The 22465-nt window shown below is 45.3% G+C and carries 22 protein-coding genes; 4 read left to right on the forward strand and 18 right to left on the reverse strand.

Annotation, left to right across the window (positions count from 1 at the left end):
• Positions 1-165: 165 nt before the first annotated feature.
• From nhaR to rppH, 6 genes are all read right to left on the reverse strand, one after another.
• Positions 166-1104, reverse strand: coding sequence for a transcriptional activator NhaR (gene nhaR, locus K5609_RS16410; protein ID WP_163132958.1), 939 nt, complete (start codon positions 1102-1104; stop codon positions 166-168).
• Positions 1105-1169: 65 nt separating this feature from the next.
• Positions 1170-2393, reverse strand: a complete 1224-nt coding sequence (gene nhaA / locus K5609_RS16415) for a Na+/H+ antiporter NhaA (RefSeq protein WP_221074586.1) — start codon at positions 2391-2393, stop codon at positions 1170-1172.
• A gap of 197 nt (positions 2394-2590) precedes the next feature.
• The gene (locus tag K5609_RS16420) at positions 2591-3442 is read right to left on the reverse strand and encodes a thymidylate synthase (RefSeq protein ID WP_221074587.1); all 852 of its coding nucleotides are present in this window, start codon (positions 3440-3442) and stop codon (positions 2591-2593) included.
• Entirely contained in the window at positions 3439-4245 is an 807-nt protein-coding gene (lgt, locus tag K5609_RS16425; protein WP_425514841.1) for a prolipoprotein diacylglyceryl transferase, read from the reverse strand. The genes K5609_RS16420 and lgt overlap by 4 nt, the downstream gene beginning before the upstream one ends.
• An 85-nt stretch (positions 4246-4330) precedes the next feature.
• Positions 4331-6598 carry a phosphoenolpyruvate--protein phosphotransferase gene (gene ptsP, locus K5609_RS16430; RefSeq protein WP_221074589.1) on the reverse strand — a complete coding sequence of 756 codons (2268 nt, stop codon included), beginning with the start codon at positions 6596-6598 and terminating at the stop codon, positions 4331-4333.
• A 3-nt stretch (positions 6599-6601) separates the two neighbouring features.
• A complete protein-coding gene (gene rppH / locus K5609_RS16435) occupies positions 6602-7141 on the reverse strand; it encodes an RNA pyrophosphohydrolase (RefSeq protein ID WP_163132963.1) in 540 nt (179 codons plus the stop codon).
• A 638-nt stretch (positions 7142-7779) separates the two neighbouring features.
• Between rppH and mutH the strand changes: the two genes are divergently transcribed.
• Together mutH and K5609_RS16445 are read left to right on the forward strand one after the other, a co-directional pair.
• Positions 7780-8448 carry a DNA mismatch repair endonuclease MutH gene (gene mutH, locus K5609_RS16440; RefSeq protein ID WP_221074590.1) on the forward strand — a complete coding sequence of 223 codons (669 nt, stop codon included), beginning with the start codon at positions 7780-7782 and terminating at the stop codon, positions 8446-8448.
• Positions 8449-8546: 98 nt separating this feature from the next.
• Positions 8547-8867, forward strand: a complete 321-nt coding sequence (locus tag K5609_RS16445) for an isoamylase early set domain-containing protein (RefSeq protein ID WP_221074591.1) — start codon at positions 8547-8549, stop codon at positions 8865-8867.
• A 58-nt stretch (positions 8868-8925) separates the two neighbouring features.
• Here K5609_RS16445 and rplS read toward each other — a convergent pair whose 3' ends face one another.
• The 4 genes from rplS to rpsP are packed head-to-tail and all read right to left on the reverse strand — an operon-like array spanning position 8926 to position 10886.
• Entirely contained in the window at positions 8926-9276 is a 351-nt protein-coding gene (rplS, locus tag K5609_RS16450; RefSeq protein ID WP_016401324.1) for a 50S ribosomal protein L19, read from the reverse strand.
• Positions 9277-9303: 27 nt separating this feature from the next.
• On the reverse strand, positions 9304-10077 hold the full coding sequence (trmD, locus tag K5609_RS16455; protein ID WP_370525649.1) for a tRNA (guanosine(37)-N1)-methyltransferase TrmD: 774 nt from the start codon (positions 10075-10077) through the stop codon (positions 9304-9306).
• A gap of 8 nt (positions 10078-10085) precedes the next feature.
• Positions 10086-10616 (reverse strand): ribosome maturation factor RimM, encoded by a 531-nt coding sequence (rimM, locus tag K5609_RS16460; RefSeq protein ID WP_016401326.1) that lies wholly within the window; start codon positions 10614-10616, stop codon positions 10086-10088.
• A 24-nt stretch (positions 10617-10640) separates the two neighbouring features.
• Entirely contained in the window at positions 10641-10886 is a 246-nt protein-coding gene (rpsP, locus tag K5609_RS16465) for a 30S ribosomal protein S16 (RefSeq protein ID WP_016401327.1), read from the reverse strand.
• Between the two features lie 284 nt (positions 10887-11170).
• Here rpsP and yjjG point away from each other — a divergent pair, with 284 nt between their 5' ends.
• Positions 11171-11848: a pyrimidine 5'-nucleotidase gene (gene yjjG / locus K5609_RS16470; RefSeq protein ID WP_221074592.1), complete on the forward strand. Its 678-nt coding sequence runs from the start codon at positions 11171-11173 to the stop codon at positions 11846-11848.
• Here the strand turns inward: yjjG and K5609_RS16475 are convergent.
• The 8 genes from K5609_RS16475 to urtA all read right to left on the reverse strand — a co-directional run bounded on the left by K5609_RS16475 (position 11814) and on the right by urtA (position 18782).
• Positions 11814-12050, reverse strand: a complete 237-nt coding sequence (locus K5609_RS16475) for a ribosome alternative rescue factor ArfA (protein ID WP_152784483.1) — start codon at positions 12048-12050, stop codon at positions 11814-11816. The two genes, yjjG and K5609_RS16475, sit on opposite strands and share 35 nt — an antisense overlap.
• Positions 12051-12227: 177 nt before the next feature.
• Positions 12228-12584 (reverse strand): zinc ribbon domain-containing protein, encoded by a 357-nt coding sequence (locus K5609_RS16480; protein ID WP_016401331.1) that lies wholly within the window; start codon positions 12582-12584, stop codon positions 12228-12230.
• Between the two features lie 11 nt (positions 12585-12595).
• Entirely contained in the window at positions 12596-13831 is a 1236-nt protein-coding gene (gene fmdA / locus K5609_RS16485; protein WP_152784479.1) for a formamidase, read from the reverse strand.
• Positions 13832-13865: 34 nt separating this feature from the next.
• Positions 13866-14555 (reverse strand): urea ABC transporter ATP-binding subunit UrtE, encoded by a 690-nt coding sequence (urtE, locus tag K5609_RS16490; protein ID WP_221074593.1) that lies wholly within the window; start codon positions 14553-14555, stop codon positions 13866-13868.
• 10 nt (positions 14556-14565) lie between these two features.
• Positions 14566-15327 carry an urea ABC transporter ATP-binding protein UrtD gene (gene urtD, locus K5609_RS16495; protein WP_221074594.1) on the reverse strand — a complete coding sequence of 254 codons (762 nt, stop codon included), beginning with the start codon at positions 15325-15327 and terminating at the stop codon, positions 14566-14568.
• On the reverse strand, positions 15314-16522 hold the full coding sequence (urtC, locus tag K5609_RS16500) for an urea ABC transporter permease subunit UrtC (protein ID WP_246611875.1): 1209 nt from the start codon (positions 16520-16522) through the stop codon (positions 15314-15316). Before urtC ends, urtD begins: the two co-directional genes overlap by 14 nt.
• A 5-nt stretch (positions 16523-16527) precedes the next feature.
• On the reverse strand, positions 16528-17454 hold the full coding sequence (gene urtB, locus K5609_RS16505; RefSeq protein WP_016401336.1) for an urea ABC transporter permease subunit UrtB: 927 nt from the start codon (positions 17452-17454) through the stop codon (positions 16528-16530).
• A 65-nt stretch (positions 17455-17519) separates the two neighbouring features.
• Positions 17520-18782: an urea ABC transporter substrate-binding protein gene (gene urtA, locus K5609_RS16510; protein WP_246611876.1), complete on the reverse strand. Its 1263-nt coding sequence runs from the start codon at positions 18780-18782 to the stop codon at positions 17520-17522.
• Positions 18783-19090: 308 nt separating this feature from the next.
• Here urtA and K5609_RS16515 point away from each other — a divergent pair, with 308 nt between their 5' ends.
• Positions 19091-22462: an ATP-binding protein gene (locus tag K5609_RS16515; RefSeq protein ID WP_221074595.1), complete on the forward strand. Its 3372-nt coding sequence runs from the start codon at positions 19091-19093 to the stop codon at positions 22460-22462.
• The last annotated feature ends 3 nt before the right edge of the window (positions 22463-22465 follow it).

Here is a 22465-nt window from a genome sequence, read left to right on the forward strand (position 1 = left end):
AATAATTAAGCAAGCTCGGCGTTAAACATGCGTTACTTCAAACTAATAGCCTGGTCGAACCGTTTTATTTGATATTAATCACAATAAGAATGTAATTTGATGGGGGAATATAAAAGCCAAGTTTAATAGTTAAATATTATGAATATAACTCGCTTGGCTTAGTGCTTATTTTGAGCTGAAGTTTAGAATGGCATCAACGTTTTGTAGCTGCTGCTCTCCCGAAAACAGGGGAGAAAAGTCGCTGTTACATAGCTGTTTAACCGAGGGGTGTTGAATCATACGCTCAGCGAATAATACGTGATACTCCTCGCTTAAGTCATGAGTAACACCGAGCAAACGGGTATTAGGGTTAGCCAAGATCTCTTCGGTATAAATGGCTGGTGCAACAAAAATACCATCGGTATACGCGCCAAATGCCTTCATTAATGCAGCATCGTCAAATTCGCCCAAAACCGAGACCTTTAAACCCAGTTCATCAAACCAGGTCCAAAGCTTTCTTCCTAAGGAGCTACGTCGCCCCGGAAGTAACAAACTGCGTTGCTCTAAACAGGCGGGAAATGGCAGCAAAGACATTGGTTCGTTAGCAAAGAATGCAATCCCACTCTCACCCAGTTTTTTGCTAAGTACGCCATCTTGTTGCGCGTTGTCTAAGCCGCAATCAGACAAAATCATATCAAGTTTGTGCTCGGCCAATTGTGATAACAACAGCTCGTGAGTTGACTCAACACAACGCAAACGAATATTGCCATCAGGTGGAACTGCCGATAATAAAATACGGCTGGCTAAGCGCTTAGATAAAGCATCGGCCACGCCCACCTCAAACAATAACTTTTCTTGCTGAGAGTAATTAACAATATCTAACATCTCATAGCTAAGGCTAAACATGCGGTCTGCATATTTGTAGACCAATTGACCCAATTCGGTAGGGGTAATTTTGGGGCCACGACGAATAAACAACTCGCCGCCCAAACGCTGCTCTAGCTGCTTAATTTGTCCAGTAACGGTTTGTGGAGTAAGAAACAGTGCTTCTGCCGCTGCGGTAACAGATCCGCGTTTATAGGTCATCCAGAAGTAGTAAAGATGGTTGTAATTTAAGTGTGACATGCCTTACCTAATAGCAAACCCCTTAACGGGGTTTGCTTAAACAGGGTACAGCCTTCACTTATTAACTACACAGAAGACGTACTCAATGTATTGGTTTTGCCTTGCTCTTGCTCGGCAATTTTGGCGGCTTCTTCACGGGTAGACCAATGAAGTAAACCATAGCCAATTAGGGCTGCAGTTACCGACCCCGCCAATATAGCTAATCGCGACAAGCCTATCAAATCAGTTTGCCCAGCAAAGGCTAAAGACGAAATGAAAATAGACATAGTGAAACCAATACCACAGAGCATTGAAGTGGCCAACAATTGCATATTATTGGAACCTTCAGGCAGTTTCGCCCAACCCGCTCTAATCGCCAAACGGCTACAGGTATAAATACCCAATGGCTTACCTACTAACAAACCTAGAATTACACCCAGTGCTAACGGGCTCTGGAAGCTTTCTAAGCTAATACCTTCTAATGGAACACCAGCGTTGGCAAAAGCGAATACTGGAACAATGAAAAAACTAGATGCTGGATGTAAAGCATGCTCTAGTTTCTTCAATGGAGAACCGCCAGAGTTTGCCCTAATTGGTATCATAAAGCCGACAATAACACCCGCTAAAGTAGCATGAACACCAGACTTAAGCACCGCAACCCAAAGCACTAAACCAAGCAGCATATAAGCGCTTAACCCACTATGACCACGGCGATTGAGTAGCCAGAGTCCTGCGGTAGCAGCCACTGCCCAAACTAGCGGCATAATCGCGACTTCACTGGTGTAGAACAAGGCGATAACAACAATAACGCCTAGGTCATCGGCAATAGCAAGTGCGAGCAAGAATACTTTTAAACTAGCCGGTACCCGTTTACCTAATAAGGCCATTACACCTAAAGCAAAGGCAATATCGGTTGCCGCTGGAATAGCCCAACCTTTGGCTAATTCGGCATCACCCATGTTAAATAATAGATAAACAGCGGCAGGTACAACCATACCACCCACTGCAGCCACTACCGGTAATAGGGCACGTTCTTTAGAAGATAACGCACCTTCTACTAACTCGCGTTTAACTTCCAAGCCAATGACTAAGAAGAATATGGCCATTAAGCCATCGTTAATCCAAAGCAATAAGGGCTTATTAATATCTAGCTCCGCGATACGAACTTGGAAAGGCGTATCGAGAAAAGCAAAATAGGCAGGTGATAGCAAATTACTGTTTGCCATAAACATGGCTACCACAGCGGCAAGCATAAGTAAGATACCGCCAGCAGCTTCCATTCTTAAGAAACGTTCAAGAAATGATTTCATAACAGCTCACTGAGAAAAATTAAGCCATTATTTTACTGAGTAGGAATTTAAAACATATTCACTTGTAATTGCGCTTACCATCGGAAAAACCGAATATAAGTAAAATATACAAAGGTTTGAATATTAGATAATACAAATAGAAGGAAAGGGGAAGTAACCCGACCAAGTACCGTAGCACTCGGCAAGTTTACAATGCTTTACACCGAAAATGGATAAGCGATAGGATCGTGGAACTGGTAATCAGTCACTTCAAAGTCATCCAGTGTTACCCAAGTTTCTAAGTCTTCTAAAGACTTTATCTTTGGATTGATATGTAACTTAGGTGAAGCAAATGGTTCACGCTTTAGCTGAACGTCTCTCATCAACTCCAGCTGATCTTCATAGATGTGGGCATTAACAATTTTGTGATAAGCCTTACCGGGTTTATGACCAGTGATTTGTGCCATCAAGGCCAAGAAAGTGTAAACCTGAATTTGGTTAAAATTCTGTCCAAGTGGTACATCACAAGAACGCTGTGACGAAGTAAGGTAAAGCGTGTCCCCCACTAGAGAAAAGGTATGCGTGTGCATACAAGGGCGCAAACAGCCTAAGTGAAATTCACCCGGATTATAAAAAGATAGTATTTCACCGCGATCATCAATGCCTTTAGACAAGTCATCAACAATCTTCTTAAGCTGATCCACCGAGCCACCTTCTGGCTTGCGCCAAGAACGGCCTTGTACACCGTAAACCCGCCCCATGTCATTTTCGCCTTTACGAGCTGGGTTGTTCAACCACGCTTCGTTTTCGTTAGCGTTAGCCAACCAAGTAGGCGTACCAAGTGCCTTAAAATCAGCAGCATTATCTAAACCGCGAATATAACCAAGTAGCTCGGCAATCGCCGCTTTCCAATAGCTTTTACGCGTGGTAACTAGCGGGAACTCATTATTAGCAACATCGTATTCAAGATCAGCATTAATCACTGTTAAACAACGCTTACCGGTGCGTTTGTTTTCAATCCAAGTGCCTTCATCAACAATCCGTTTGCATAGGTCTAAATACTGTTTCATGCTTTACTCTCTTTGGTGTTGCGACGATAAGCCCAAGTGATAAATAAGGCGCCAAATATAATCATAGGCAAAGACAAAATTTGCCCCATGCTCATGCCTAAACTTAACAAACCTAAATGGCTGTCGGGCTCTCGGAAAAACTCAATAATGAAGCGGAAACAGCCATAGCCGAGCAAGAAAGCACCTGAAATAGCGCCCATTGGCGGTTTGCGTTTGGCATAAACTAATAAAATAACCAGCAACAATACGCCTTCTAGGGCAAACTCATAAAGCTGTGAAGGGTGTCTTGCCACCATGCCACCACTTGGGAAAACCATTCCCCAAGGCATATCGGTAGCGCGTCCCCATAGTTCGCCATTCATAAAGTTGCCGAGTCGCCCTGTGGCTAAGCCAAAAGGAATTAATGGTGCAATAAAGTCAGCAACCGTGAAAAAGTGGCGCTTAGTGCGGTGAGCAAACCACATCATGGCGGTGATTACACCTAACAAACCACCGTGGAATGACATGCCGCCAGTCCATATTTTGAATAGGTATAAAGGATCATCTAAAAACTGTGGGAACTGATAGAACAGCACGTAGCCAATACGGCCACCTATAATCACACCGACGAAACCATAGAAAAGCAAATCACTCACTTCGGCGCGTGTCCAACCACTACCGGGCTTATCGGCCATACGGTTGCCTAACCACATCGCAAATAAAAAGCCAAATAAGTACATTAAACCGTACCAGCGTACGTCTAATGGTCCGATGCTAATCGCAATCGGATCAATCTCAGGAAATTGCAAAGGTGTAGACACGATAATTTGCTCTATTTAGGGAATAAAAAGAATGGGCATTTTGCAGTGAAAATTGCCATGAAACAAGCTTTGACTCATGGCAAAATCATTAATGTTTACTAACACGTACCAGCTGCGACAAGTTCTGCTGCTCCAGATAGCCATACAATAAACTGTAGATGGCCGAGCCACTTTGGCATTGCAGAATTTTTTCACGCAAAGCCGTCAATTCGCTAAGGTTTACATGGCGAATAATGTACTTAATTTTGGCTAAGTTAAAACTCGACATACTTAAGCGGCGGTAACCTAAAGCCAAGACCAGTAAGGCCCCAACTGGCTCGCCCGCAAGCTCACCACAAAAACTCACCGGAGTATTATGCAAGTTAGCTTGTTCGATAATTTGTTTTAATGCACGAACCACAGCCGGATGGAAAGTATCAAACAGCTCCGCAACGCGGGTATTGTTTCTGTCTACGGCTAATAAGTACTGAGTTAAATCGTTGCTGCCTACCGACCAAAAGTCGACCCGCTGGGCTAATTCGGGCAACAAAAACAAGACCGAGGGTACTTCTAACATCACACCATGTTTAGGCCGCTCAGGTGGCTCGCGCAAGTCTAATTCATCAACTACTTCAGCCCAGGCTTGCTCCAGTAAACGCGAGGCTTCGTCTACCTCATTAAGACAACTTATCATCGGCAACATAATGCTCAAATTTCCGCATTCGATGGCGGAGCGATACATCGCCCTTGCCTGCACCAAAAATATCTCCGGGTGATCGAGGGTTAGGCGAATACCACGCCAACCTAAAAATGGGTTTTCTTCAACTATAGGGAAATACGGAAGCTGCTTATCACCACCCACGTCAAGGGTGCGCATACACACATCTTTACCACGATAGCTATTTAGAATATCGCGATAACGGACAAACTGTTCGTCTTCAGAGGGAAAGCGGTCCTGCATCAAAAATGGCACTTCGGTACGATACAAACCCACGCCATCGGCACCCGCATTTATCGCTATGTCGCTATCGGCACTAAGGCCGGCATTAATCAACATTTCGACGTTTTCACCGTCGATACTTACGGCAGGTTTATCCAAATCTTGCTGAACTAAACTATTTAGCTCGCTCTCTTGGGCTAATAAGGCAATGTACTCATCACGAACAATTTTGTCTGGCTCAACAAACAACTCACCGGAGTAGCCATCTAAAATAAGCTCGCAGCCGCGCAACTTATTAACGTTAAAACTTAAACCCATTAAGGCTGGAATGCCCATGGCACGGGCTAAAATAGCCGCATGTGAGTTTGCCGCGCCTCGCTGAGAAATAACCCCAGCCAAAAACTTACGCGGGATTTTTGCGAACATAGTGGCAGTAACTTCCTCAGCAACCACAATCACCGGCTCACTAGGAATAATTTCTGCGCTAGGGCCTAACTCCAAGGCATGCAGCAAACGTAAACCTACATCTTTTACATCCACAGCCCGCTCTTTTAAGTAGGGGTCGTTCATTTCTTCAAACTGCTGCACGTAGTGTTCTATCACTAAACGCAGTGCGCCTTCGACCTGATAGCCCTCATTAATTTTGCGGCGAATATCCCCTGCTAAGCTGGCATCAGCCAGCATGTGTTGATAAACATCGAAGATGGAAGCAACATCTTTAGGCAACTGCTCAGACAGCTTAATCGCTAAACTATAAAATTCATCTCGAGTAATCTCTAAGGCAACATCGAAGCGCTGTAATTGATGCTCGCTGTCTTCAGCCTTTTCTACAACTTGCTGCTCTAAGGCGCCGGTAGAGCGATTTATCCAGGCCTTAGCAATGGCAATGCCGCTGGAGCTAGAACCGGCCTTAATGGCTTCAGTCCACTTATGTTTGGTAGGTTCTTGTAACACCGTTTGAAAATCGGTATTGGCTAATACCCCGGCTAAATGTGCAGCCAGTGTAACCAAAAACGACTCTTCACTTTGGTCAAAACTGCGGGTTTCTGATTGCTGAACAACTAATACACCCAACACTTTTCGTTGATGGGTTATTGGAGTGCCAAGAAATGAAAAGAAACCGTCTTCGGCAGTTTCTGGGAGATACTTGAAGTGCGGATTTAAGCGAGCATCGGCTAAGTTAATCGGCTCTTCACGAACGGCAACTTGGCCCACCACTCCTTCACCTAAGGGCATAATAGCTTTGCCAACGGCTTCGCTGGCAAGACCATGAGTTGCTCGCAGTACCAGGTTTTGCTGCTGCGAGTCCATAACGTATACCGAACAACAATCGGTATGCATAGTGAGGCGGATCTTTTCAACCAAGATAGCTAAAGCACTGTCGAGAGTATCGGCATTGCTTACCTGTTCAACAATGGCGCGTAACTCTCCTAACACTTACTAAGCTCCTTTTCGCTTTTTATAACGCCGGCGTTTATCTTTTCCTTGGTGCTTCTCCGAGCGGTTGAACGGCATGGCTGCAGTTACAAACTCTTTTAATGCTCGGCGATAAACCTCCCGCTTAAAAGACACTACCTGTCTTACGGGATACCAATAACTCACCCAACGCCAATCATCAAACTCTGGGTGGCCACAGCGATCAAATTTTATATTAGATTCTTTGCCCACTAAGCGGAGCAAAAACCACTTTTGCTTTTGTCCGATACAAACCGGCGGACTATCCCAACGAATTAAGCGCTTTGGTAATTTATAACGCAGCCAATGTCTGGTTGTTGCTACAATTTTTACATCTTGCGGCAACAAGCCGACTTCTTCATGTAACTCACGATACATCGCTTGTTCAGCAGACTCTCCCTCGTCTACGCCTCCCTGAGGGAACTGCCATGAATGTTGACCATATCTACGTGCCCATAAAACTTGACCACGCTGATTACAAATAACGATGCCTACGTTGGGACGATAACCATCCCCATCAATCACTGAAACAACCTTCAGCTAAAAAACTATAGATAAAGTGATTCTTTCACAGAATCACAAGCGCGGCAAATACGCCTATCACAAAGGGAGTAAATTGTAATAACACAGGTTTAATTAAAGTTATTCGACTTATCTGTGAGAAATCCTGTGCATAACTTGGGTTAAACCTCCTATAGACAAATTCACAGATCTAATCCGCTCAAAAAACACTCCAAAAAAATAACAAAATAAACAATTAAAACAATAACTTAAATATACACATAGTTAATAAGTGTCAATTTTAGCAGGTTAAAACTGTTTATAAGTCATAGCGTTTAAAAAACACACAGTTTCTGATTAATGACCTAGTGGAGACATTTTTTGGCTAAAAATAAACCAACCTTGACTAAAAAGTATAATTCTGTGAATAAAATACAAGTTAATAACAATGGGGAAGAGTTATCCCTAGTTTATGTGGACAAAGCTGTTAGTAAACTCACATTAGTTATGAATAAAGTCCACCACAAGCTAACAACACCCGCACTAAGCAATAAAAACCCTTGTTAAACATAACCTTAGCTATATTCACTTAAGCGTTTATGCGTTGCTGCAATTATTGAACAGCTTCTATACAATAGTGTTTTTGTTGGCGCTAGGCATGCATGACAGCTAAACCACAAAGTGAAACAGAACTCTTCGAACGCGCTCAGTCATTAGCAGGATTGAGCTTAGGTGAACTTGCACATCGCGAAGGTTTTGCCATTCCAAAAGATTTAAAAAGAGAAAAAGGCTGGAGTGGTCAATTGCTCGAATGGTGCCTAGGTGCCAGTGCCGGCAGCAAACCTATTCAAGATTTTCCAGAGCTGGGCATAGAACTTAAAACCATCCCTATTGATGCTTCGGGTAAACCGCTAGAGAGCACCTATGTATGTATCACTCCGCTGTGTAATGTAACCGGCTCGACATGGCATAATAGCAATGTGTATAACAAGCTATCACGGGTATTGTGGATCCCTATTTTAGCGGAGCGGCATATTCCTTTAGATCATCGCGTTGTGGCCAATCCCATCTTATGGAGCCCAAATACCCAGCAAGAACTACTGCTCCGATCAGATTGGGAAGAAATCATGGAAAAGATTGCTTTTGGTCAGATTGAACAAATTACTGCGCGCCATGGTCAAGTCCTGCAGTTACGCCCTAAAGCCGCTAATAACAAGGCTCGCACCAATGCGATCGGCCCAAATGGCCAGCTAATTCAAACCCTTCCTCGTGGTTATTACTTAAGAACAAAGTTCACCGCAGCGCTACTTCAAGACTACTTTCAACTGTAAAAAAATTAATCAACTATTGACCAAGCTCTCACTTTTTTGAAAGAATCGATATTGGTCACATAGTACACGGATTTATATTATCTCTCGGAGGAGAAACCATGCCGTTGAAGAAGCAATACCTAAAATCGAAGCCAGAAGTAAAAGTTACCTTTGAAATTGAGAAGGAAGCCACTCAAGAAGCGGAGCAAATTTTCTTGCTAGCTGAGTTTAACGAATGGCAACCTATAGAACTTACTAAGCTAAAAAACGGTAAGTTCAAAGTAGTGGTAAACGTGCCAACAGATCAAAAAAGCAGCTACCAGTTTAAATACAAACTTTGCTTGAGCGATGGTGCAGAAGCCTATGACAATGACTGGGCAGCAGATAGCTACCAACCAAATGGCGTGGATGGTGACAACTCTGTACTTGAAGTGGCTTAAACCACAGACATAAAAAAAGCCCGCTACTGCGGGCTTTTTTATTCTCGAAGAAAAGGGCTTATTTAGCCAATTTTTCTTTAATACGTGCTTTCTTACCAGAAAGTTCACGCAAGTAGTAAAGCTTAGAACGACGAACGTCACCACGACGCTTAACAGTAATACTCTCAACTAGCGGGCTATGAGTTTGGAATGCACGCTCAACGCCTTCACCGCTTGAAATTTTACGTACAGTAAATGCAGAGTGTAAACCACGGTTACGCTTAGCAATTACCACACCTTCAAACGCCTGTAGACGCTCACGGTTACCTTCTTTTACTTTTACCTGAACTACAACTGTGTCACCAGGTGCGAACGCAGGTACGTCTTGCTTCAATTGCTCTTCTTCGAGCTGTTTAATGATATTGCTCATTACTATTTCCTAGAATTAACTGAATCTTTATTTACTATCCAAGGGCGTTTGCTCTTGGATAAACTCAGCAAGAATCTTTTCTTGCTTGTCAGTCAGAGCTAGATTCTCCAATAACTCCGGTCGCCTCAAATAGGTTCGCCCAAGTGCTTGTTTGTAGCGCCATTCTTCAATTTTTTTATGGTTACCACTTAACAGTACCTCGGGTACTGTTTGCCCATCCAAAACTTCTGGACGAGTATAGTGTGGACAATCCAATAATCCATCAGAGAATGAATCCTGCTCAGCTGAAGCTTTATCCCCCAGTACTCCCGGAATTAACCGCGAGACGGCGTCTATCATATTCATTGCTGGCAGCTCACCACCGCTTAACACATAATCACCAATCGACCATTCTTCATCAACTTCCGCTTGAATCAAGCGTTCGTCAATGCCTTCATAGCGACCAGCAACTATAATCAGCTTTTGCTGTTGAGCTAACTCTATTACTCCATCTTGCTTCAAGGTACGCCCTTGCGGTGACATATAAATCACCTTAACCCCATCACCAGCAGCCTGTTTAGCAGCATGAATAGCATCCCGTAAAGGTTGCACCATCATTAACATGCCAGGTCCACCGCCGTAAGGTCGGTCGTCCACTGTACGATGTTTGTCATGAGTAAAATCACGAGGATTCCAACACTCAATCTTAATAAGGCCACGTTTTACCGCACGCCCTGTTACACCGTACTCGCTTATGGCAGAAAACATTTCCGGGAATAGACTTACTATTCCCACCCACAATTGTGGTGTTTGCTCAGCCATAAAGGAACCTAGAAACTAGGGTCCCAATCAACAGTAATAGTTTGAGACTCGCGATCGACGTTATCAATTATCTGAGACTCTATGAACGGGATTAACCGTTCCTTTTTGCCAAAGGCATCTTTTAAATTGGCTTTCACAACCAAGACATCATTAGAACCTGTTTCCATTAAATCGGTCACATGTCCGAAGTTATACCCACTGCGATTAACTACTTGCATGCCCATAAGGTCACGCCAGTAATATTCATCTTCAGCAAGTTCCGGCAGAACTTCCGGCAAAGCCGCAATATCCATTCCGGTTAAACTCTGTGCTTGTTCTCTTACATCGTAGCCCTCAAGCTTAACGATGAAAGATTTGCTGTGTCGCCGCCATTCTGTCACTTCAATTGAAGTATATTCGCCAGAACGACCTATCAACCAAGGCTGATAGTTAAATACAGCTTCTGCATCTTCAGTGAACGAGTTAACTTTTAGCCACCCTTTAATACCATATACGGCACCGAGGCGACCCAGTACGATGGGCTGTTCTTTATTGCTCATCTTAACTCCACTAAAAAGGCTAAATTAAGCTGCTTTTGAATCTTTGATTAGCTTAGCTACACGGTTAGAAACCGCAGCGCCTTGGCCAACCCAGTGATCAATGCGGTCTTGTTCCAAGCGAATACGCTCTTCTTGACCTTTGGCGATCGGATTGAAAAAACCTAATTTCTCAATGAAGCGACCGTCACGTGAATTACGGCTATCAGTAACAACTACTTGATAGAATGGACGCTTCTTAGCGCCGCCACGTTGCAAACGAATGGTAACCATATCGTCCTCATACTAGTTAAAAAATTTAAGGTCCCAAAATGGGATCCCCGCTAATTGAAGCCGCGGAATTGTACTCCTTTTTTGCTTAATTGCAAGCTATAACCTGCTTTGGCGAGTATCTAAATTGCTAGTGTTTATCGGCGCTAAATGACCAATACTTTCAATGCTTGTTTTTACTGCTAAAAAAGCTAAGTGACTCAAGCTACTAACGCACACTTTGACTTAGCTGCAAGCTTCTACCAACATAGGCGTTTAACTATACTGAGCACCGAGCCATTTTGTTTATGAAGTACCAATGGATATTGTTTGATGCCGATGAGACCTTGTTTCATTTTGACGCCTTTGCCGGCTTACAGTTAATGTTTTCCCGCTATGGGGTTAAGTTTGAGCAACAAGACTATCAACATTACCAAACTCGCAACCTGCCCTTGTGGGAAGCCTATCAAGCCGGCCAGGTGAATGCAGAGCAGCTTCAACAGCAACGCTTTGAGTATTGGGCTAAGCAGCTTGAACAACACCCGCAAGTGCTCAATGATGCCTTCTTAGACGCAATGGCAGACATATGCAGCCTATTACCTGGCGCTAAAGACTTGCTAGATGCACTTAAGAGCAAAGTGAAGATGGGCATTATTACCAACGGTTTTACCGCTCTGCAAAAAATCCGTTTAGAACGCACCGGTTTGAGCGGCTATTTTTCACCTTTGGTTATCTCTGAACAAGTGGGCGTTGCAAAACCGCATAAAGATATATTTGAGCATGCCTTTGCCCAAATGCAGCAGCCGGAAAAACATCGGGTATTAATGGTGGGAGACAATCCACATTCAGATATACAAGGTGGTATTAATGCTGGGATTAGAACTTGCTGGTTAAATCGCCACGGAGAAGAAAGGCCAGAGGGAATAGAGCCGCACTATGAGGTGAGTTCGCTTAAGCAACTGCAAACCCTGTTAGAAGCCGCTTAGTTTGAGTTAATCCCAAAAAGTCGAAAGGGGCATTGCCCTTCAGCTTATGCCCCTTTCTAGTGTATGAACCTTTGCCTTTTTTCGGCCGTTCAACTTTTGCTTTAAATAACTGGCTGGTAACCAGCGCCTTAATTGCATTGTCGTTAATTTGCCCACGACCGTGCTCATGCGCTAACAACTTAGCGACTTTTTTCTTAGCCATAATCTTTCTCTCATTTGCCCAGCAGCTCCTATAGCCACTTGGGGTGGCTAGTGTAAACCAAGTTAAGCCAAATACACACTGTATATTATTTAAACGTCGCAAATGAACGGCCCCTAGGAAAAACAGCCTAACCAAGAAGCCAACCCTCACCAGCTTCTTGGTTTACCCTATACCAGCTTAATGGCTAATCATCCAAGGCCGCATAGACGGGAACATTTTCTCGCCATTAGCGGTATACAGCAGCTTAGAGCCTCCGCGCTTGGTATGCTTACAGCCGCAGCCTTTTTTAAGCTTTTCGGCATTTTCGGCCCGCGTATCCACCGTTGAATGCTGCGGCTCATGCCGCGCTTTCTCGTTACGCTCAATCGCCTGCTTGGTTTCGGCGGCCATATCCAATATCTCGGGAGGCAACACGATAACCCTAGCGGACAAAGCCTCACACTTTGGGCACTTAGCAGGTTTAGCGCTATCGGCCATAGTGGCTAGCTCGTAGAACAAACCATGTTCGGCGCATTTATAGTCATAAACTGGCATAGCTCACCTCTCTATTTATCTAAGTCTGGAGCCAAAGGCATATCGACACTGCCATCTAAATACTTAGTTGGCCCATCTGCATTCGGCTTAATGTCAAACTCAAAGATATCGGTAGGTAACCATAACGTCGCACAGGAGTTAGGTACATCCACTACCCCGCTTAAGTGGCCTTGTACTGGCGCAGTACCAAGCAATGAATAAGCCTGCGCGCCGCTATAACCAAATTTCTTGAGGTACTCAATGGCATTTAAACAGGCTTGGCGATAAGCCACGTTGGCATCCAAGTAATGTTGCTTGCCATCTTCATCAACCGAAATACCTTCAAAGATTAGGTAGTCATCGTAGCGCGGCGTAATTGGGCTTGGTTTAAAGATAGGGTTTTTAATCGCATACTTAGACATACCGTCTTTAATCAAATTGACCCTTAAGTGGATCCAGCCGGCCATTTCAATAGCACCACAGAAGGTAATTTCGCCGTCACCTTGGCTAAAGTGTAAATCGCCTACCGACAAACCCGCGCCTTTTACATACACCGGGAAGTAGATTTTAGAACCACGCGATAAGTCTTTAATGTCACAGTTGCCGCCATGCTCACGCGGCGGAACGGTTCTAGCACCTTCTTCGGCGGCTACTTTTGCATCATCGGGCTTCATTTTGCCCATGTGAGCAGTTGGTGCGTAAGGCAGTGCCGCTAACATCGGTACTCGTTCAGGGTCTGTATCAAACAGCTCCTTCTCTCGGCGGTTCCACTCATCCAACATCTTTTTGTCGGGCAAGCAGCCAATTAGACCGGGGTGAATCAACCCGGCAAACTCTACCCCAGGAATATGACGAGATTTAGTGAACATGCCGTTGAAATCCCAAATCGATTTTTGCGCTTCAGGAAAATGTTCAGTTAAAAAGCCGCCACCATTTTGCTTAGAAAAGAAGCCGTTAAAGCCCCATTGTGAATCATCAAAGGTGCCAATATCTAAGATATCCACTTCTAATAAATCACCTGGCTCTGCTCCCTCTACCCCAACCGGGCCAGATAAAAAGTGCACCTGAGATAAATCTACATCGCGCACATCCGAGGCATCGTCATCGTTTTTGATTTGCCCGCCGGTCCAATCTACACATTCTAAAATGAAATCGTCACCCGGTTTTACGGTGGCCGCCATAGGAATATCTGGGTGCCAGCGATTATGTAACTTCTCGTTTTCGTAAGCCGATTTGTTTAAGTCAATCTTGATTATTGTTTCTGCCATGGTCTTTCTCCTTGAATGTAAATTGTCCAGCAAGCTATACCGACAAGTACGCGGCCACTTGCTGTTCATCAACGTCATCGCGCTGTACGTCATGCACGATTTGTCCTTTTTCAATCACCAGTATTCGGTCCGCCACATCAAGGGCGAAGCTCAATACCTGTTCCGACACCACTATCGACAAACCGCGCTGGTCGCGAATTTGTTTTAGGGTTTTTGCCATATCTTTAATAATTGAAGGTTGAATACCTTCAGTGGGCTCATCCAGTAGCAGTACGCTAGGGTTGCTTGCCAAAGCACGAGCAATGGCTAGCTGTTGTTGCTGTCCGCCAGAAAGGTTGCCGCCTCTGCGGTGGCGCATTTCCCATAACACTGGGAAAATGCTGTATAAGTCATCGGGTACTTTGTTTTCGCCAGTGCTGGTTAAGCCGGTTTCAATGTTTTCTTGCACCGTCATAGTCGAGAAAATCATCCGGCCCTGCGGCACAAAGCCCAAACCAGAAGCCACCCGCTGATGGCTCTTTTTCTCTGCTAAGGGCTCTCCATCTAAATTGGCTTCACCACTTTTGCTCGGAATCATGCCAATCAGCGATTTCATTAAAGTGGTTTTGCCCATGCCATTACGGCCAAGAATCGCCACAATCTCATTTTCTTTGAGGCTAAAATTCATGCCACTTATTACTTCGCTCTGGCCATAGGCCACGTGGTAATCGCTTAGTTCTAACATCACTTTCTCCTTAATGGCCTAGGTAAACTTCGACCACTTTAGGGTCGTTCTTCACCCGCTGCATCGAGCCCTCAGACAACACCTTTCCTTGGTGTAACACCGTCACTCGGTCGGCGATGTCTTCCACAAACTGCATATCGTGTTCAATCACTAATACCGAGCGTTGCTTGGTAATGCTTTGCAGCAACTGGGCGGTTTGTTTGCGCTCGGCCACCGACATTCCCGCCACCGGTTCGTCTAACATCAGCAACTCTGGGTCCTGAATAAGCAGCATGCCTATCTCTAACCACTGCTTTTGGCCATGGCTAAGCAAGTCGGCTTGGTCGTTAAGTTTGTCGCTAAGAAACACCATCTCGGCAATTTCCATGATCTTGGCGTGCACCGCTTCATCACGTTTAAAGGTCAAGGCTCCCCACACATTGCGACCGCGCGGGTAAGAAATTTCCAAATTTTCAAAAACACTCAGGTCTTCATAAATGGAAGGGGTTTGAAATTTACGCCCTACACCTGCATGCACAATTTGGTGTTCTTTCAGCTTGGTAAGCTCTTTTTGTTTGAACTTGATCGAGCCATTGGTGGCTTTAGTTCGGCCACATATCAAATCCAATACCGTGGTTTTACCGGCGCCATTTGGGCCAATAATCACCCTGATCTCTTGCTCTTCAACGTATAGCGACAAGTCATCAACGGCCTTAAAGCCATCAAAAGACACGGTTAAACCTTCAACGCTGAGTACAAAATCTTTATTCTTTGATGAATTAGGCTGGGGCATTTGGGCTCTCCTTTAGAGATGGCGAAGCACTATCTGCCTCAGGCTCTGTAGCCTGAACCGCCTGCTTTGGCACATCGGGTTTGCTGGCTTTAGGTTTGAACAGGCGTTTAAACCAAGGCTGAATGTAAGATTGATAGAGACCGGCTAAACCATCGGGAAAGGCTAACACCACACCAATGAATAGCGCGCCCATGGCAAATAACCACAATTGAGGGAAAGATTCAGAGAAGCTGGTTTTAGCAAGGTTTACCAGCAAGGTGCCGTATACCGCACCAAGCAAAGATAAACGCCCACCCACGGCACAAAAAATCACCATTTCGATGGAAGGAACAATGCCCACAAAGGATGGCGACATAAAGCCAACTTGCAGGGTAAACATCGCCCCACCAATTGCGGCAAAGGCAGCACCAACACAAAAGATGAATATTTTGAAACTGGCAACGTTATAACCAGAAAATCGAACCCGATCCTCTTTTTCTCGCATCGCCACCAGCAAACGCCCTAACTTACAGCGCTTAATGTATAAAGCGATAAACAGACAGGCGAACAACAATACTGCGTTAACAAAATACAGTAGGTATTGCGCCGACTCGGTACGAATATCCCAGCCTAAAAAGGTGCGTAAATCGGTAATGCCGTTTACCCCACCGGTATAACCTTGCTGGCCAATAATCAAAATGGTGAGAATGGCCGCAATAGCTTGGGTAATAATGGCGAAGTACACCCCACCTACCCGGCGGGTAAACATCGCAACACCGATAATAAAGGCGAACAATACCGGCACCGCAATCACCGCCACCAAGGTAAAGGCTAAGCTATCAAAGGGCTGCCAAAACCACGGAAGCTCGGTGAGCTGGTTCCAATCCATAAAATCGGGAATGCCTGGCGTTGATTGAATCGCGGTAGCCTCGGGGCTTGATGCTTCAAGCTTCAAGAACATCGCCATGCAATAGCCACCTAAGCCAAAAAACACGCCCTGACCTAGGCTTAAAATACCGCCACACCCCCAGCACAATACTAAGCCGATAGCCACAAAGGCGTAGGTTAAGTACTTGCCAATTAAGTTGAGTCGGAAAATATCCAAGGACAAGGGCAGCACAATGAAAATAATCGCGGCTAACAGTAGATACTTCCACCAATCAACCTTACTGGTATTTTGTGCTGCAGTAGCACTAAGTTGAGATAACATCATCATTCTCCCTAACGACGAACCTTGAGCGAAAACAGACCTTGAGGACGCAGCATTAAAATGCCTACCACGGTCAATAAGGTGAGAACTTTGGCCATCGAACCACTAAGGAAAAACTCCATGGTTGATTGCGCTTGTGAGATGGTAAAGGCCGATGCAACGGTACCAAGCAAGCTTGACGCGCCACCAAATACCACCACTAAGAAGGTGTCTACAATGTAGAGCTGCCCAGCGGTTGGGCCGGTTGAACCCACCATGGTAAAGGCCGAGCCAGCAATGCCGGCAATGCCGCAACCTAAAGCAAAGGTATAACGGTCAACTTTTTCGGTGTTAATCCCTACGGCACCAGCCATTGCGCGGTTTTGCACCACAGCGCGGGTTTGTTTACCTAAGCGAGATTTTTGCATTAGCAAGTACACGCCAATGGTAATCATGATGGTTAATGCCATCACAAATATGCCGTTAATTGGCACTTCTATAATGTCGGTTATCGCATAAGAGCCCATTAGCCAATCAGGTAGGCTCACTCCCACTTCTCGAGCGCCAAACACGGTGCGATAGAGCTGCTGTAAAATAAGGCTTAAACCCCAAGTCGCTAATAAGGTATCTAGTGGACGCTTGTACAAATGGCGAATCATCGCCCACTCCACCAACGCTCCCAGCGCTGCAGTGACAATAAACGCCAGCAGCATTGCCACAAAAAAGTAGCCATCAAATAGACCCGGAAGGTAATTACTAAATAGCTGCGAAGTAAGGTAAGTAATGTAAGCACCTAGGATCATAAACTCGCCATGGGCCATATTAATTACGCCCATTTGACCGAATATAATGGCTAGACCTAGGGCCATAAGAACAAATACAGAAAACAAAATAAGACCGGCAAATCCCTGCATGGCGAAAATGGCGGTTAGCTCTGAGCTGGTATAATCGGCAAACATATTCAGTCCCTCTTAAAAGCTAGCGAAAGAACAAGTGGCCCAGCGAACTGAGCCACCTACAGCGGTTACTGATAACCTTTAGGGAATGGGTTTGGTTCAATTAAGTCTGCGGTTTCATAAACGATGTTGTATTGACCATCAGCTTGAGCGTGACCAATTCGCGTTTTAGACCATAGGTGATGGTTTTCGTGAACTTTCACATAACCTTCTGGCGCAGTGGTTAGTTCTAGGTTTGGCGAGGCAGCACGTACTTTGTCGATATCAAACGAGCCGGCTTTTTCTACTGCAGCTTTCCACAACCAAGGGCCAAGGTAGGCAGCTTGAGTTACGTCACCAATCACAATGTCATCACCCCAGCGCTTCTTAAAGGCCGCAACAAACTCTTCATTGTTTTGGTTAGTTAAGCTTTGGAAGTACTTCATAGCGGCGTAAGCGCCTTGGATGTTTTCACCGCCAATGCCCAAGATCTCGTCTTCAGTTACCGAAATAGTGAGTACCAATGGCTTCTCTTTGTTCATATCGATGCCCGCAGCTTTAAGCTGCTTGTAGAAGGCAACGTTAGACCCACCTACTACAATGGCGTAAATCACATCAGGCTTTTTCAGTTTGATTTTGTTGATAACCGAGTTGAATGAGGTATGACCCAGTGGGTAGTACTCTTCGCCCACTACCTTCAAACCCAGTTTTTCGATGTGTTTGCGGGCAATTTTGTTAGAGGTACGTGGCCAAATGTAATCAGAACCCAGTAAGAAGAAACTCTTGGCGTCTTTGGTATCGGTTACCCAATCAATACCGGCAATAATTTGCTGAGTTGCTTCTTGGCCGGTGTAAATTACGTTAGGTGATTGCTCTAAACCTTCGTAGAAAGTTGGGTAATAAAGCATGCCGTTATATTGCTCAAACACTGGCAGTACCGCTTTACGAGAAGCAGAGGTCCAGCAGCCAAATACTGCCGCAGTCTTATCTTTAACTAGCAGCTTCTTCGACTTTTCAGCAAAGGTTGGCCAGTCACTAGCGCCGTCTTCTTGAATGTATTCTATTTGGCGTCCTAATACGCCGCCCATTGCGTTGATTTGCTCAATGGCTAGCATCTCGGCTTGCACCGAACCCGTTTCACTAATCGCCATGGTGCCAGTTACCGAGTGTAGAATACCTACCTTCACCGTGTCGTCGGTTACGGCTAAGCCGGTGGTATTTACTTCAGCGGTGCTAGGCGCTGCTGCAAAGCTTAGTTGTGAAACAAGCATCGCGGCGGGCAAAGCCATCATTCCTTTTAACAGATTACGGCGTAGCGAATTGCTTAAGCCTGTTTTCTTGAGATTGTGCATAGTGGTATCCCTACTGAGTGTGTAAGACAAGGTGTCCGTACTTGGTGAATACCATGATGCGAGATTACAACAGTGAGCAAAATTCGCCGTTCACCCTAGCGACCTACGTCATTTGACGCATAGCGGTGAATAAGAGATTGATTTAGGGTCAAGATATAAAGAGAGTGGCAAACCGCTACCAACAAATAACTCAGTTAAACAAGCATAACAGTCTGATTTTAATAACCATTTTAACAAAAGGGTGATAAAGCCACGGCGCGAAAAATGCTTATAAAACCTGTGAATTCGCAAAGGAAGGCGTTTAAGGGATGAAGGACCAGCATGTATTTAAAGCCCGTAGAAACTATAACCGCTGGGTAGCCAACCAAACTTTAGAAGATTATGCGCTAAGGTTTACCTCTAAAAATGCCCGTAAGTGGTCGGTTGCACGGGTCTCTAATACCGCTTTGGGCGCAATATCTTTTTTAGCCCTAGAAGCCATTGGTGGCGCGCTAATCCTTAACTTTGGTTTCAACAATTCGTTAATCGCCATATTGCTGGTATCGGCAATTATATTTTTCTGCGGGCTGCCAATCTCTTACTACGCTGCACGCTATGGCGTCGACATCGACTTGCTCACGCGCGGCGCGGGCTTTGGCTACATTGGCTCTACCATTACCTCTCTCATTTACGCCTCGTTTACCTTTATCTTTTTTGCCATTGAGGCGGCCATTATGGCCTCGGCTTTAGAACTGTTATTTAATATTCCCTTAAGCATTGGCTACTTAATTAGCGCAGTTGTAGTGATCCCCTTAGTGACCCACGGCATCACCTTCATCAGCCGTTTTCAACTGTGGAGCCAACCAATATGGCTGGTACTGCAGGTGGCGCCGCTAATTTTTATTTTGTGGCATGAGTCCAGCGCCATTAACAACTGGTTGCAGTTTGAAGGCAAGCAAGAGAGCGGCAACTCAGGTGAGTTTAACCTGCACTTATTTGGTGCGGCGTCGGGGATCTTATTCTCGTTAATGGCGCAAATTGGTGAGCAAGTAGACTTCTTACGTTTTATGCCCGAGGCCAAGAAAAAACACCGGGCCTGTTGGTGGGTAGCGCTGTTATCGGCAGGCCCCGGATGGATTATTGTTGGTGCACTTAAAATCCTCTTAGGATCGTTTTTAGTGGTACTGGCCATTAATGCTGGAGTGGCCGAGGATGTGGCCGGAGATCCTATTCAAATGTACCAGGTGGCCTTTTCCTATATGTCACAGTCACCGCTCGTGGCACTCTCATTGGCGGGCATTTTTGTCTTGGTTTGCCAGCTTAAAATTAACGTGACTAACGCCTATGCCGGCTCTATTGCATGGTCTAACTTTTTCTCTCGCTTAACCCATAGCCATCCGGGCCGTGTAGTGTGGCTGGTATTTAACGTGATTATTGCCCTGCTCATTATGGAGTTAGGCATCTATGCCGCCTTAGAAGACATACTTGGCATTTACTCGAATGTGGCGGTTGCTTGGGTTGGCGCACTGGTAGCCGATTTAGTCATCAACAAACCCTTAGGTTATAGCCCCAAGCACATTGAATTTAAACGCGCCCACCTCTACGACATTAACCCAGTTGGGGTTGGTTCTATGGTGATTGCCTCTGTTTTAAGTATCTATTGTTATACTGGAAATGCCGGCGACACAGCCCAAGCACTGGCGCCTTACATTGGCTTAAGCACCGCTTTTGTGTGCTCTCCTATCATCGCCATTTTAACCAAAGGTCGCTACTACCTAGCAAGAGAGCCCAGTCTGCTGCAGGCCCACCAAGGAGAATGTACGGTTTGCCAAAATCACTTTGAAATTGAAGACCTTGCCAGCTGCCCAGCCTATGGCGGGGCAATATGCTCGCTATGTTGCACCCTAGATGCGCGCTGCCATGATCAATGCAAAGAAAACGCCCGCTTTGGTCAGCAATTAAGTCAATTTGTTAGCCTGGTGCTTCCTAAAGCCGTGTCATCCTTAATGAATACTCGGCTACTTAATTTCTCTGGCTTAATGGCGCTCATTGCCCTGCTAATTGCTAGCTTATTCTACTTGGTATACTCACGGATCCCGGTTACCGAATTTGCCACCAAAGCCGCAGTGTCGGCAACGCTTAGCCACGTATTTTTCTTATTAATGATTATTGTTGGTGTACTGGTTTGGCTATTTGTATTAGCCAACGACAGCCGCCAATTTGCATTAGATGAATCGCAGCGCCATACCGAGCTACTTAGCCGCGAAATATCTGCCCACGAGGTGACCGACCAAGCCCTGCAGCAAGCCAAAGAAACCGCCGAATCGGCTAACCAAGCCAAAAGTCGATACCTCACAGGCATTAGCCATGAACTTCGCACTCCGCTTAACTCGGTACTGGGCTATGCACAGCTCTTAGAAAAATCGCCTACTTTAGCACCCGAGCACACTGCTAAAGTCTCTCTTATCAAACGCAGCGGCGAACACCTCGCCGACATAATTGAAGGCCTATTAGATATCTCGCGCATCGAGGCAGGCAGGATAGAACTACAACGCGATGAAGTGGCCATTGGTGAATTGCTGGATGACTTAGTAGAGATGTTCAGCCTTCAAGCTAAAAGCAAAGGCATTACATTCATCTATAACCCCAGCCCTTACCTGCCCAACTGGGTAACCGCAGACGAAACTCAATTGCGGCAAATACTCATCAACCTGTTGTCCAACGCGGTTAAATTTACCCAACAAGGCTCAGTAACCTTAGACGTTTATTACCGTAATCAAGTAGCAGAATTCACCATTACCGACAGCGGCGTAGGCATTAGCGAGCAAGATATCGAGCGAATATTCAAACCCTTTGAGCGAGTAGAGAAAAGGGACATACCCAGCTCTCCCGGCACTGGCTTAGGCTTAACCATTACGCAGTTACTTACCGACATAATGGGCGGAAACATTAGTGTAAGCAGCGAGATTGGCAAAGGTAGCAGCTTCAAACTGAGCATCATGCTGGCTAGCTTAAACAAAGATCAGCAGCCGCAATCTGTGCAAGCGCCAGTAAAATCCATTAAAGGCCCTAGCAAAACCGTAATGGTGGTAGACGATGACCCCAATCACCGTAACTTAGTATCAGAAATCCTATCGCCACTGGGCTTTGTGGTTCATGAAGCCAATGATGCTTTATGTTGTTTAAGCAATACCTACTTAAGCGCCATTGACCTGTTTTTGCTCGACATCTCCATGCCCGATATGAATGGCTGGCAACTGCTTAAAAAACTTCGCAGCAATGGCATTAGTGTACCCATCATCATGGTGTCGGCCGATGCCACAGAAGCGCCTTATTTCAATGCCGCTGAAGAAATTCACGAGCCAGCGTTACACAATGACTACCTGGCTAAACCCATGCGCGATAACGCGCTACTGGAAAAAGTCGCCAAAGCCTTAGCCATAGATTGGAACTACCAAAATACCAGTACGCAAAGCGCCTCGCCCGAGCCGCAAGCGCTAAACATTCAACTAAACCAAAGCCAGCGCGAACAGCTGCAAGAAATCGCAGAAATGGCGCAACTAGGCTTTGTACAAGGGATTGATAGGCTAATAAAAAACCTCGAAAAAGACAGCGCATTACACACCATAACTCGCGCCCTAAGAAAGGAATTAGAACAGTATCAATTTGCCAGCATTACCGCTTATTGTGAAAGGTTGTAATCT

The organism is Agarivorans aestuarii (assembly GCF_019670125.1).
GTDB classification, from domain to species: domain Bacteria; phylum Pseudomonadota; class Gammaproteobacteria; order Enterobacterales; family Celerinatantimonadaceae; genus Agarivorans; species Agarivorans aestuarii.